The organism is Paenibacillus sp. FSL R5-192 (genome assembly GCF_000517845.1).
Taxonomy (GTDB): domain Bacteria; phylum Bacillota; class Bacilli; order Paenibacillales; family Paenibacillaceae; genus Paenibacillus; species Paenibacillus amylolyticus.
Genome location: NZ_ASPR01000047.1, coordinates 106,785 through 119,944, shown reverse-complemented (window position 1 = coordinate 119,944; position 13,160 = coordinate 106,785). Strand labels below are relative to the sequence as shown.

The window sequence follows — 13,160 nt, the reverse complement described above, 5'->3', positions numbered from 1 at the left end:
CTTTGGATTTTCGCGTCATTTTGACAAGAAACATTACTTTTACTATGACGATGACAAAATTGCGATAGTTCGTTGTTACATGTATAAAGTTTTAAACACCTGTCCAAGGCAGGTGTTTTTCTAAGTAGCAGGCAACTGCAATACAGCTCTAAACCCTTCCCCACTGTCACTCGTGAGAATAAGCCTTCCCCGATGAGCCTTTGCAATCCTTGATACCATTGGAAGCCCCAAGCCATGTCCCTGGCGGGAGGGCCGTACACGTCCTGCGGCATAAGGGAGTACCACCACATCGTCCAGATACTCTTTTGGAATTCCTATCCCATCATCAGATACCACAAATTCACAACATAAATCCTCCGCTGAACGGCTCGTTTCCAGCACAATTGCACATCCATCCGGGTTATGCCTGATACTGTTATGTATCAGGTTCGTTACTGCACGATACAGTAATCGCTCATCCCCCATAACCTGAAGACTTTCGTCCTGAACATGAAGCGAGATCGGATAACGTTCATCCAGGCCATTGTTCAAAAAATCTGACACGACCTGTCTTGCCAGAACAGAGAGTCGAATCGACTTCAACTGCAAGGGCTGCATCTCATACTCCAGCATGGACACCAAATTCAGATCACTGACCAGTGACCGCAGACGTTCACCCTGGCGACGAATAATGGATGCCTGCTGTTTTTGCTCAGCTGGCAAATCCACTTGCTCTTCCAACTCGCTCGCGTAACCCAGAATCATGGACAATGGCGTCCGTATATCGTGAGAAATGCCTGCGATCCAGTTGGATCGAGCTTCATCTCTCGCTTTAAGAGCATCATCCTTATCCTGAAGCATGCGAGATGTTGAATTGATGCTTTGAGACAGATCATTAAATATACCCTTGGTCTCGACATGAACAGGCTCTTCCTTTGCCAGCGCATGAATGCCATTGATCAACGGTCGAATACTACGGATTACCCGTGTTCCAATTAATACGGAGACCAGAAGAGCAAGAGCCACATTACACACCAATAATAGGATGATCCGAACAGGTAATGACTTAAGCCACTCTGCCAAAAAGTCGAACTGGTATTTTCCGTACGTATTCTTGGGGTAGCCTACGACCAATAATCCGTCTTTACGCTCCCACACATACACTGGGTATTCCATAAGATAATATCGGGAGAACTTCGCAACATCCGTCACGTTATAAGAGCGCGGGATTTCAGCCGGAAGCTGTTCGCTCCACTGTACCTTGCCCTGGGGATCAAGCAGCATAGCCCAAGCCTGATATGTATCCAGCAATTGCATTCCATCGCTGTCCAGCGCATATTCCCCCTGCTCTCCCTTGCTCAGGCCACTAGCCATCTGCTTCACAACCGCACCAGGGGAAGGCCCTTCATGAATTTCCTTGAAGATCAGCGAACCTAGCAGAATCAGATTGAATAGTAATAGCACCACAGATACCAGAATGGTTGATCCGACGAACCTTCTTAGAATTCGAACAACGCCATCCATTACCTAGACTCCTGAACCATCAATTTATAACCAAGTCCCCGTACCGTCAGCAGAAATATCGGTTTGGATGGATCTTCCTCAATCTTCTCCCGGATTCGCCGAACATGCACCATCAGGGTATTCTCATACCCATAACTCTCGTCTCCCCAGACGGCTTGACACAGGGCATCACTGGTTACAATTCGGCCCTGATTCTCATACAACTTGATCAGTATGGCATGCTCCTTAGCTGTCAATGGAAGCTCCCTGTCTGTCCTCTGTACAACAGCGCTCTCCAGATCAATGGTTTGTCCACCCAAACGAAATACAGGCAATCTCTCCACCGTATTGGAGGCATATACCCGCTTCAGAATAGCCATCAGCCTGAGAATCAACTCTCTTGGCAGAAAGGGCTTGACCATATAATCATCTGCTCCAAGCCCCAGACCGAGCAGTCGATCCTCATCTTCACCACGTGCAGACAAGAACAGAACAGGCATGTCCGAGAATGACCGGATCGAAGAGAGCAGAGAGAACCCATCTCCATCCGGAAGCATCACATCCAGAATAGCTGCATCCGGCTTTTCAAGTCTGCATACCGCCAAGGCATTCACGAAGTTACCAGCCGTATAGATCCGGAAAAAACCTTCTTTCCGTAAAAAACGTTCAATCATTTCCCGTATTTCGGGCTCATCATCTACGATCAATATTTTCTTATTCTTCAATAATTCCATTGATATCACCCTTTTTATTATACATCATAAAGGCAATCATCCGATATTTTCCATTTCCATTTAAGGTAATTGTAAGGTTATCTTCAGCTACGAGCAAGAAGCCTGATCTATATTTAGAGCAACAGAGACATTAGTGAAATGGAGTTGAGATCAATGATAAACAGTTCCCCCATCGTGGAAACGCATAACCTGTCTAAATCTTATGGCGGTACTAACCGCGTACATCAGGTCAATCTGGCAGTTGAGACGGGACAGATTTTTGGCTTCCTGGGTCCGAACGGAGCAGGCAAAACAACCACATTAAAAATGCTTTTGGGTTTGATCAAACCTACCGAAGGCACTGTAAAGGTGTTTGGCAAAGATCTGAATAAACATCGCCCTTCCATTCTGAATCAGACAGGTTCACTGATCGAATCTCCATCTTATTACGGCCACTTGACTGGACTTGAGAATATGAAAGTCATGCAGCGACTACGGAACGTACCGAACAAAAATATTGATGAAGCTCTCAAAATTGTTCGACTTGAAAATCAAAAACATAAACAGGCCGATCAGTATTCGCTGGGGATGAAGCAAAGACTCGGTATTGCCATGGCCCTGCTTGCCTTCCCAAGCCTGCTTATTCTGGATGAACCTACGAACGGACTTGATCCGTCGGGGATCGGTGAGATTAGGGAATTGATCAAGTCCCTTCCAGGTCAATACGGCATAACAGTCCTGCTATCCAGCCACCTGTTATCAGAGATCGAACAGATTGCTACCTCAGTCGGCATTATCAGTGATGGCAAACTTCTGTTTCAGGGAAGCATGCAGAGTCTTCAGGCCAATAACAAGGCTACCATACGTTTTCAGACGACGGATACGGCAAGGGCAGAGAAAATCCTTTTGACTCAAGGCTACATGCCTACAGTCCAGGGCAAACAACTGGTGTTCGACTACCTTCGTGACGAAGAAGTCTCGCACATGAATAAAGTGCTGGTACAACACGATATTCCTGTGATTCGTATCGAGGAATACAAGAAAAGTCTGGAAGGTATATTCCTGGATCTGACCGGAAAGGAGCGGAGCCTGTAATGAAAGCTCTATCCCTAGAGTATTTTAAAATCCGCCGCAAAAAGATCTGGGTCATGCTATCTCTTTTTCTAGCCGCTGAGATGATCTGGGCCTCCATGTCCATGAGTATCTCCATCTCCCGAAGTGCAACCAATGCGAGCTGGGAAGCCTTGATCTTCAGCATCGCTTCCATGAACGGTCTGTTTCTGCCCATTATATCGGCTATCGTTGTATCCCGCATCTGTGATATGGAGCATAAGGGGAACACCTGGAAGATGCTAATGACGACCAACACCGGACGTAATCATGTCTACACAGCCAAATACATATGTGCGAACAGCCTGATCCTTTATGGTATCCTTGCGCAAGCTGTGTTCATTGTCGGTTTCGGTTTATCCAAAAATATTTCCGGTCCGCTGCCACTTTCCCTGCTTGTGCAGTTCGCTATAGGCACAATGCTAACTACACTCGCCATCACCGCTCTTCAGCAATGGTTGTCTCTTACAGTACGCAATCAGGCTTTTGCGTTATGTCTGGGTATGCTGGGCGGATTCATCGGAACAACATCGGGGTTGTTTCCAGCAGGTGTACGTCACCTTTTCATCTGGTCTTACTACATGGATCTGAATCCAGTCACTTATATTTACAGCGCATCTTCGGGTACCTATGTATCGGGTATGCTGCCTGTCGGTCTTTTCTTAGCCGCCTTGTTGATGGCTGCCATCTTCTATTTTGCAGGGAATATTCATGCTTCAAGACAAGAGATTTGAGGAGGGGAACACATGCTGAGGAGCATTTCCGCAGAATGGCTTAAACTTCGGCATTCCCGGATCAGCCTGGTACTGGCCATTCTGCCTATTATCAGTCTGCTTATCGGATGCTTTAACTTTTATTTCAATCAAGCGGCTTTACAAAACGGGTGGTACAGCCTGTGGACACAGGTCAGTTTGTTTTACGGAGAATTCTTCCTGCCCATCCTGATCGCTATCTGTTGTGCCTTTGTATGCCGCCTGGAACACAGCAATCGCAACTGGAATATGATTCTGGCTTCTCCAGTGTCAGTCACCAGCCTATTTGTTGCCAAGTTGGTCATTGTTGGCATATTGATCTTCTCGGCTCAAGCCTTCTTCATGCTCATGTACTGGGCAGCAGGCAAACTGTTCGTCATTCCGGGTCCGTTCCCGATGGAGACCGTCGTATGGAGCCTGCGAGGATGGTTTGCCTCTATCTCTATTGCTGCACTGCAACTAGGGTTGTCGATCCGGATAAGAAGCTTTGCGACGCCAATTGGCATCAGCCTTTGTGCAGTCTTTCTGGGACTAGGCATGTATGTGCTGAAAATCGGCATGTTATTCCCCTACTCCTTGTTAACTATAGGCATGGGCGTTCTGAGTCAAAAGGGACTGACATCCTCGGAGAATATCGTTTTTCTTTTCATGAACAGTCTCTTTATCCTTCTGTTTGCTACCTGGTCGATCCGCCGCCTGAAATATAAAGACATCGCATCGTCCTAAATTTACCGAGATTAAAGGAGGACAAGAACATGAAAAAAGCATTCACTATTCTCGCATTGGTACTCGTTATTCTGACTTGCCTGTGGCTCTTCTTCATGGACCCTGCTAAATTGACTCCCGATAACCCTGCCGGCAAAACAACCTACTATACCACTGTGAATCAGACTACAGTCAACAAGGATGACAATGGCAGATATGCTTATGAACTGATCGGCTATACAGACGAAGGAAAATCCAAAACACTTAGCTTCTCCACCAGTAAGCTACTCAAAAATGGGGCCTATCTGAAACTATATGTATCCACGCTGCGTGGTGTTACACACTGGGAAGAGGTCACAGCGGACGATCTGCCAGGGCAAGCCAAGCAGTTAACCTCTAAATAGAAAAAGATGCGTATCTATATCTCCATTGATATTTGCATAACAAAAAGAGCCTTGCCCTATTACTTCAAGGGTGGCTCTTTTAGGTTATGCTAATGCCATCTGCAGCGCAGTCAGCGCAATCCCGATAACAAATCCGGTAACGGCTCCGTTGATCCGAATCCATTGCAGATCCTGTCCAACCTTATCCTCAATCATCGAAACCAAAGTGGCATTGTCCATTTTGTCCACATTTTCGCGTACCAGTTTACCGATTTTGGAATGATTTTTCTCCAGCAGTGTTGTGACGCCATTTACGATCTTGGCATTCATGCCTGTCATCAACTCGTCATCTGCCCGCAGATCAACCAATACCCGCTCAATGGCAGGCAGTGCATACGTATCTACATACTGTCCATCTTCCATCGCGGCGAGCGCCTTGTCTCTCAGGTCGGTGAGTTTGTTCAGCACCGTTTCCTCTGCGTTCCAGCCCTCCAACATATTGTTCTTCCAGCTGTTGATTCCATCTTGCATAGCCTCACTCATTGCCAAACGCACCGTCTGGGTACGTACCATATCAAGCACCTTGTATCTTAGAGCGCTGCCTTCACGTTTCATATCCTCTACCCGATCGAAGAGATATCCTTGTAAAATGCCACCCAGACGCTCCTCGTTCATATAACCCAGGAACGCATTCATCGCAAACTGCATCAATCCGTTCATCTGAATGCCGCTGATGGCTTTCATGCCGCTTTCACCCAAAAACATGATCGTCTCGGGCTTAACCAGCCACTCCTCGGCTTGCTTCAGTCCATAGTCCAGCGCTTTGGCGTCGTAACCCCGCTCTGTCATCTGGTGGGCAGCCCGTTCCAGAATCGGACCCAGATCAAAGGCGCCCGCTTGTGACTTGATCTCACGTGCCACGAGCGGAGCAATCTGCTCTAACGGCAGACCAGCCAGAATTCGCTTGCAGAGCGTATCAATCATCGTCTTGATCCCGTCACTGTGAAGCTCACGGGTCAACGTATCGAGCACCGTCTCTGCTGCTTTGAAATCTGCAATTTTCTCGGTAATGCTGTCTTTGTTGAGCAAGTTATTCTCTACTGCGGAGACCAGACCTTCCGTCATTTTATCGCGATTTTTCGGCAGCAATGCCGTATGTGGAATTGGAATGCCGAGCGGGTGACGGAATAATGCGGTAACGGCGAACCAGTCCGCAAGTCCACCCACGAGTCCCGCTTCAAATGATCCTACCAGCAACTTGCCCACAGGAACGCCCTGGAACGGCAAGGATGCAGCAAATCCTGCCCCCATCACCACGAGAGACCAAGCAGCTGCTTTTTTGGTTTGTTTAGGTTTAGCCATTGTATTCTTGCTCCTTTATCGTTAATCGTACGGCCCGGTCTGTACCCGATTCCGCACTTCGTCTGTTCTTATGTAAAACTCTCCAATTACAAAGTCTTGACTTCCATATTTCGTATACTTCATCTTATCACCCACAAGCGTCAAAACCAAACCTCTGGTTGAAGAAAAAGGATAATAGCGGCGTTTACTTCGTAAAATGGATCACTCCCTTTTCCAAGACCAGGCAGATTTTAGTATAATCAATCAAGACGGCCCTTCGATATCGATTGGCTACTGAACAGCAGGGTAATTACATAGTGGAACAATGAATCAATAAGAGGAGGAATTTCGGACCATGAAACACGTGCAGGACACAACCACACTCTATAACGGAGTCAAAATGCCATGGCTGGGTTTTGGGGTATTCAAAGTTAAAGACGGAGACGAAGTCGTTCATGCTGTCAAAACAGCCATTCAAGCTGGTTATCGCAGCATCGACACAGCCAAAGCGTATAACAACGAAACAGGTGTCGCTCAGGGTATTCGTGAATCTGGAGTAGCTCGTGAGGATCTGTTCATTACCACTAAAGTATGGAATAGTGATCAGGGATATGAATCCACGCTGGCTGCCTTCGAAGCCAGCATGGAACGACTCGAACTGGAGTATCTGGATCTCTATCTCATCCACTGGCCGGTTAAGGGCAAGTACAAAGATACATGGCGAGCGCTGGAGAAACTTCATAAAGAAGGACGCATCCGGGCGATCGGTGTGAGCAACTTCCAGATTCACCATCTGGAAGACTTGATGATCGATGCCACGATCAAACCAGCAGTTAATCAGGTGGAGCTTCACCCACTATTGATTCAGTCAGAGCTTCGTGCGTACTGCAACAAACATCAGATTCAGATCGAAGCCTGGTCTCCGCTCGGACAAGGTCATCTGATGGATCATCCGTTGCTGAAGGATATCGCAGCCAAATACAGCAAGTCCCCCGCACAAGTAATTCTGCGCTGGGATCTGCAGAACGGCATCGTGACGATACCAAAATCCGTTACGCCTGAGCGTATTCACGCGAATGCTGATCTCTATGATTTTGAGTTAACTTCGGAAGAAGTAGAGCAGATTAACAGTCTGAACGAGAATAAACGCTTTGGTTCGGATCCAGACAACTTTAACTTCTAATATAAGCAAATTAATTCGATTACACCCGCCTTCGATCTTAGAAGAGCGGGTGTTTTGGTATGTGATGTTATAGGCAAACTATTCGTTGTTAAGAATGGAGGCGAGGCTCGTTATCCTCTTCAGGGCCGAAAGAATAAAAGTTTTTTGAACGTTTAGAACTATTTCTTCTCCTCATCAGTCTAACGAGTGTCAAGCGAACTCAAGCACTTATATAGAATCCAGGCCTGGAACGAGCTGTGACTTGAATATTTAGGTTGATCAGGGGGGATCAGGAGTGATTAGACTGAACCATAGAAAGACAAAAGAAGAACAGTTCAGCGAAAAAATAACAGAGATTCAAAATAAATTATATCGACTGGCATACTGCTATGTTAAAAATGAACAAGAAGCGCTGGATATCGTATCCGAAGCGGTCTATAAAGGGTACATCGCTTATGGAAAGATGGAGTCCATGACTTATTTTGATTCCTGGATGTCACGAATTGTGATTAACACAGCGATAGATCATATTCGACGTAACCAGCGAGTGACCTATATGGAGGATCATGTGCAGGAGTTTGTGGCTCCAGAGCGAGGGGCGTCCGTGGAAGAGAAAATGGATCTGTATGATGCACTGGATCGACTCGTGCCCGAAGATAGAGCCTATATTATATTAAAGTTCTTTGGTAATATGCGTTTCCGGGAGATCGCTGAAGTGCTCTCACTGTCGGAGAATACCGTTAAGTCAAAATTCTATCGGATTATCAACAAATTAAAAATGGATTTAATTGAAGGAGAGGTTGAGAACGTATGACAGGAAAAGATCGTTACGAAAATATTGAAATCCCTGCTCAACTTACTGACGTTATTCATCATGCACAGAAAAGAGCCACTGCTCGCAAGAATTCATCTCGAATGATTCGTTATGCCTCAGTCATAGTGGCATGTGCTGCTTTTCTCTTCGTGGTCAACATCCCTTCCGTAGCAAACGCCATGTCCAAAATACCTGTGGTTGGATCTATTGTTCAGGTGTTGCAATTTGGCGATGGCGGCAAGATTACCGATGGAGTAACTGTGGGATCGGAAGCAACCGAAAATACGCTAAAAATCAATTTTAGCACCGACGAGCAAGATCAGACTAATGATGCACCCCATTATAATGTGGTACACAAAGAAGCACCGAATCGTATCCTCTTCACTTTTAGCGGTGCACGTTACATGGATATAAAGAAAGTCAAAGCCGACTTCATGACCCAGCCTTTAGTGAAAGATGTTTATGGTTCCATGATTTTAGACGACTCTTCCGTCGGATTCGTAGTTGTTTTAAAAGAAGGGGTACAGTATGCCGTAACGGAATTCAAGAACCCTGGGTACCTGGAAGTGAAATTGACTTCCGACGGCAAACCGGTCACACCTCGGAAGGTATACTCTCTCCGCACAGAATCAATGCCTTTTGGAGAATCGATGGGTATAATTAAAGAGTCCTATCCGGATGAGGACATCTCTTTCCTCAAAACGTCCACTGGTGAGTTTACAGCAGTTATTGGAGAATATCTTACCGCTGAAGAAGCTGAACAGAAGCTCAAAGAACTAGCTCAGCAACCGGATTATCATGAGGAGTTTTATGTGGACAGCTGGATGAGTAACGAGAATCCGAAGTGATTAGTTATTGCCAAAAGTGATGCTGATCCAAAAGGGAATCCTACATCCCTGAACTGGGCATAGACCTCAGCATATTTAATACGCTCGATCCAAAAAAATCCCGATTCGGATGCCCTGAGCATCTCGGATCGGGATTTTCACATATTAAAACCTATTCGCTTTTGGATACCAGCTTGAAATCATCAAAGTGGAAACCTGGCGCTACTACGCAAGTTACCAGTACAGGCTCATCGCCCAGTGGGCGCGCTGTCTGCCATACGCCGGCAGGAACGAGCACCTGTGGTGATTGCCCCGCAGCAATATCCATCCCCAGAACAAGAACTTCCTCGTTCTCCGGGTTCTCCCCGTTGCCGCCCAGCTTCAGTTCAACCGGACTGCCGCTGTGCCACAGCCAAAGTTCATCGGACAGAACCGTATGCCACTCGGAGATTTCATGTGCGTGTAGCAGGAAATACGTGGAACTTGCCGAGAATCGTGGGCCGGAGTATGTATCCGGCAGAACGGACTGTGGAATCTGATAAGACGCCTTCCATTCTTCCTTATACCAACCGCCTTCAACGTGAGGTTGCATATTGAGCGCAGCAACCAATGGCGATAATTCATGTGTCGTCATAACCTGTTTCCTTCCTTCCAAATCATATTGAAGGCACTCCTTAACCAGAGTTTCGCCTCTCTCCCCCTACTCTAAAACATCATTCAAGTTTTGTCACCTTGACAGCACATAAGTGCCATGCCGAATTCATTCTCTCGGTATTTAACGATAGGATTAAAGAAATATTTCATTTCCAATGATAGCGTTTACAAAAAGATGGATGTTCCGTTATGATATGGATATCGTTGTTAATCCGTGAAGCAGAGGGGAGCTGTACCATGAGTCTCATAGAGGACCGGATTGGACCCAAATACCGAATCGGTGAACATTCATTTACCATTGAACATATGCGCAGACATGATGGGAATGGTATGCCACAACCTCACGCTCATCCATTCTACGAACTGTATTACTTACTTGAAGGTGAACGAGTGTATTCCATGAATGGTCAGATTCTGTCCGCCCGCAAGGGTGATTTCATTCTGATTAATCCACACGATGTACATACCACCTCCAAAGGAAGTATTCCCGGCTTCGAACGGATATTAATCGGTTTTTCTCCTGCTTTTGCAACGGGGATGGAACTTGGCATATGTGGTCTGCTACCTTTTAATTGTTCAAGACTCCTTCGCCTGCCTGAAGCGGAACAGCCCGAGATGGAGCGTATATTGTGGCAGATGCTGCAAGAATGCAAAGAGCGACGCCCTCACTATGAGATCGCCGTAAGAAGTCTGCTTGCCCAACTTTTGATCCGTATTCATCGGGTAGAGGAGGACATCCGGCAGTCATGCCCCGGTCCCTTGCATCCAATGCAGGACAAAATCAGTGAAATTGTCACTTATGTGAATAAAAACTATACCGAACCACTTACACTGGAGGGTGCAGCCAATCGTTTTTATATCAGTCCATCCTATCTGAGCCGAATGTTCAGCCGGTTTACCGGGTTTCGATTTAGCGAATATTTGCGGGTTGTTCGTGTCCGGGAAGCACAACGAAGATTACTGTCCACACAAGAGCGTGTCCAGATGATCGCTGAGAAGGTAGGATTTGAACATACGGCTCATTTTAACAAAACATTCAAACAGGTTACCGGTACAACACCGCTGCGCTATCGTAAGGAACACCGGTAGATCATCAGATAACTTCATATAAAATCCGAGTGGGTAGCCTCGCTCCAGAGATTACGCATTCCTTATATCAAAAGGCATCACGATTACTGGATCATGGCTGCACCACTACGGCTGAATTGGACCAAATTGTATAACCCTACTACATACTTTTTATCTGCGAATGATCACACCACTTCGTACCTCGGGACCCACAGAGATCTGACGACCGTCTGTGTCTGCATCGCCTTCACGACATACAATGCCTGCGGACTCGTGTCCGGTCACCATCAGAAGTCGGCCATCCGCACCTTTTCCCTGAATGCTCTCTAGCTCCGCCCCTTTGCACTGGTGCAAATGAACCAATGGACCTTCGGTGATCTGCGCTTGCAATTCAGCGATATGCAGATGTTTCGCATGAGCACATTGGATACCACTGCGAGCTTGCACGTTGTAACGCTGGATGATCACCCCATCCAAAGGCTGTTCCGGCAATCCACTCACAAGCAACGCAGTGTCGGCACCCGCACAGATCACATCCGATATTCGAATATCTCGGAACACTGGCGTCTCTTCGCTAATCTCCTGAGATAGATCACTGCCCCGGGCAGACCCTTCCTGATTTGCATAGAAAAAGGAAAACGAGATCGCTTCCATAATGATATCTTTCATATATATGCGCTCAATCTGAATGTCCTCAACCACTCCGCCGCGCCCACGTGCGCTTTTGAAGCGAAGTCCAATGTCCGTTCCGATAAACGTACAATCCGACACACGCACATGCCGCACACCGCCGGACATTTCACTGCCAATCACAAACCCGCCATGACCGTGATACACCGTGCAATCCCGAATGGTGATGTACTCCGATGGAAGACCCAGTTCACGGCCTTCGGCATCCTTGCCTGATTTCAGACAGATCGCATCATCACCGACATCGAATACACTCTTCTCGACCACCACATGACGACAGGATTCAACGTCCAGCCCATCTCCATTCTGAGAAAACCACGGATTTCGCACACTCACGTTACGAATGGTGACATGCTCAGATGCCCAGGGATGCAGATTCCATGCAGGCGAGTTCTGGAAGGTTGGACCGTCCAGCAATACCCGGTTGCATCTCCGTAAACTGACCATGTTGGGACGCAAAAAGTCTCTGACTTCTTCATAGGCAGCGACATCACGTACCTGCTCCTGATGCAATCGATTCGCGATGGTGCCACCCTCAAGTGCAGCTGTGGTAGGCCACCAGATTTCTTCATCTCCGCCGGATTGCTCTACAACACCACCGGAAGCGACCAATTGGTTCCATTGTGAAGTGGTCATTTTGGAGCGTTTCACCGGACGCCATGCCTCCCCGCCCCCATCCCATATCCCCTCACCAGTAATCGCAATATCCTCCAGTTGATCACCATCGATCGGGGATTGGCAACGGACCACCTGCCATCCTTCGAAGCTTGATGCAATTAATGGGTATTGATCAAAATCTCGGCTAAATGTAACCAGTGCCCCTGCTTCCACATGTAGTTCGATACGGCTGCGCATTACAATCGGGCCTGTGAGCCATACCCCGGCAGGAATTACGATTCTCCCACCTCCTGCTTCAGCACATGAAGCGATGGCAAGTCGGAACATCTCCGTATTATCTGTTACGCCGTCTCCAACAGCTCCATAGTCTGTAAGCTGAAAATCCTGAGCAGGAATGACGGGCAAATTAGCTTCATAAGCTCGAACATCGGACTGGGCACTTGCTCCTGTCGACATTGGGGAGTGATATGTATTCATCGTGCAGAATCATCCTCTCTACATGTAATGGAATTGTTATGGGATCAATACATCGCTTTTACTTTCCTTACTTACGTTCAAACGGACGCTCTCTCGCTCCATCATATCAATGGCATGACGTGTAGGGTTGAGCTTTCTTGCCATGTACACGTGGAACTTGATGCTATTTGTTTTGTTAATCAGAGTCATAAATCAAACATCACTTTCAGTATACTCTATACAACTATTCCAAAGGTTGGAAAGCAACTAGGAGAATAGATTCATTTTTCTGTCAGGATTCGTCACAAGGAGTTTAATAACATGACAGATATATAACATATTTTCTGGCTATAGCCCTAGGGAACCCATTACTTATGTCATGTTT

At 46.8% G+C, this 13,160-nt stretch carries 13 protein-coding genes; 8 read left to right on the top strand and 5 right to left on the bottom strand.

All coding sequences use genetic code 11. The annotated features are described in order from the left end of the window. Positions 1 to 120: 120 nt before the first annotated feature. Positions 121 to 1,503 (bottom strand): sensor histidine kinase, encoded by a 1,383-nt coding sequence (locus C161_RS23325; protein WP_036616670.1) that lies wholly within the window; start codon positions 1,501 to 1,503, stop codon positions 121 to 123. Further along, on the bottom strand, positions 1,503 to 2,216 hold the full coding sequence (locus C161_RS23320) for a response regulator transcription factor (protein ID WP_036616668.1): 714 nt from the start codon (positions 2,214 to 2,216) through the stop codon (positions 1,503 to 1,505). The genes C161_RS23325 and C161_RS23320 overlap by 1 nt, the downstream gene beginning before the upstream one ends. A 153-nt stretch (positions 2,217 to 2,369) precedes the next feature. On the opposite strand from C161_RS23320, the gene C161_RS23315 reads away from it, so the two are divergent. The 4 genes from C161_RS23315 to C161_RS23300 are packed head-to-tail and all read left to right on the top strand — an operon-like array spanning position 2,370 to position 5,166. Then, positions 2,370 to 3,290 (top strand): ABC transporter ATP-binding protein, encoded by a 921-nt coding sequence (locus C161_RS23315; RefSeq protein ID WP_442789437.1) that lies wholly within the window; start codon positions 2,370 to 2,372, stop codon positions 3,288 to 3,290. Beyond that, positions 3,290 to 4,039: an ABC transporter permease gene (locus C161_RS23310; protein ID WP_036673138.1), complete on the top strand. Its 750-nt coding sequence runs from the start codon at positions 3,290 to 3,292 to the stop codon at positions 4,037 to 4,039. Before C161_RS23315 ends, C161_RS23310 begins: the two co-directional genes overlap by 1 nt. A gap of 12 nt (positions 4,040 to 4,051) precedes the next feature. Continuing rightward, complete coding sequence (locus tag C161_RS23305; protein WP_036673135.1) at positions 4,052 to 4,783, top strand: ABC transporter permease; 732 nt, start codon at positions 4,052 to 4,054, stop codon at positions 4,781 to 4,783. Positions 4,784 to 4,812: 29 nt separating this feature from the next. Further along, positions 4,813 to 5,166, top strand: a complete 354-nt coding sequence (locus tag C161_RS23300; RefSeq protein ID WP_036616662.1) for a YxeA family protein — start codon at positions 4,813 to 4,815, stop codon at positions 5,164 to 5,166. 84 nt (positions 5,167 to 5,250) lie between these two features. On the opposite strand, the gene C161_RS23295 is transcribed toward C161_RS23300, so the two are convergent. Beyond that, positions 5,251 to 6,507: a DUF445 domain-containing protein gene (locus tag C161_RS23295; protein WP_036673132.1), complete on the bottom strand. Its 1,257-nt coding sequence runs from the start codon at positions 6,505 to 6,507 to the stop codon at positions 5,251 to 5,253. Between the two features lie 334 nt (positions 6,508 to 6,841). Between C161_RS23295 and C161_RS23290 the strand changes: the two genes are divergently transcribed. From C161_RS23290 to C161_RS23280, 3 genes are all read left to right on the top strand, one after another. After that, positions 6,842 to 7,669, top strand: a complete 828-nt coding sequence (locus tag C161_RS23290; protein WP_036673130.1) for an aldo/keto reductase — start codon at positions 6,842 to 6,844, stop codon at positions 7,667 to 7,669. 274 nt (positions 7,670 to 7,943) lie between these two features. Continuing rightward, positions 7,944 to 8,462 carry a sigma-70 family RNA polymerase sigma factor gene (locus C161_RS23285; protein WP_036673127.1) on the top strand — a complete coding sequence of 173 codons (519 nt, stop codon included), beginning with the start codon at positions 7,944 to 7,946 and terminating at the stop codon, positions 8,460 to 8,462. Further along, on the top strand, positions 8,459 to 9,310 hold the full coding sequence (locus tag C161_RS23280) for a DUF4179 domain-containing protein (protein ID WP_036673126.1): 852 nt from the start codon (positions 8,459 to 8,461) through the stop codon (positions 9,308 to 9,310). Before C161_RS23285 ends, C161_RS23280 begins: the two co-directional genes overlap by 4 nt. Before the next feature lie 151 nt (positions 9,311 to 9,461). Here the strand turns inward: C161_RS23280 and C161_RS23275 are convergent, their stop codons facing one another. Next, a complete protein-coding gene (locus C161_RS23275; RefSeq protein ID WP_017691032.1) occupies positions 9,462 to 9,923 on the bottom strand; it encodes a cupin domain-containing protein in 462 nt (153 codons plus the stop codon). A gap of 257 nt (positions 9,924 to 10,180) precedes the next feature. Between C161_RS23275 and C161_RS23270 the strand changes: the two genes are divergently transcribed. Next, on the top strand, positions 10,181 to 11,032 hold the full coding sequence (locus C161_RS23270; protein ID WP_036616653.1) for an AraC family transcriptional regulator: 852 nt from the start codon (positions 10,181 to 10,183) through the stop codon (positions 11,030 to 11,032). 150 nt (positions 11,033 to 11,182) lie between these two features. Here C161_RS23270 and C161_RS23265 read toward each other — a convergent pair whose 3' ends face one another. Further along, positions 11,183 to 12,796: a glycoside hydrolase family 28 protein gene (locus tag C161_RS23265; RefSeq protein ID WP_036673124.1), complete on the bottom strand. Its 1,614-nt coding sequence runs from the start codon at positions 12,794 to 12,796 to the stop codon at positions 11,183 to 11,185. Between the last annotated feature and the right edge of the window lie 364 nt (positions 12,797 to 13,160).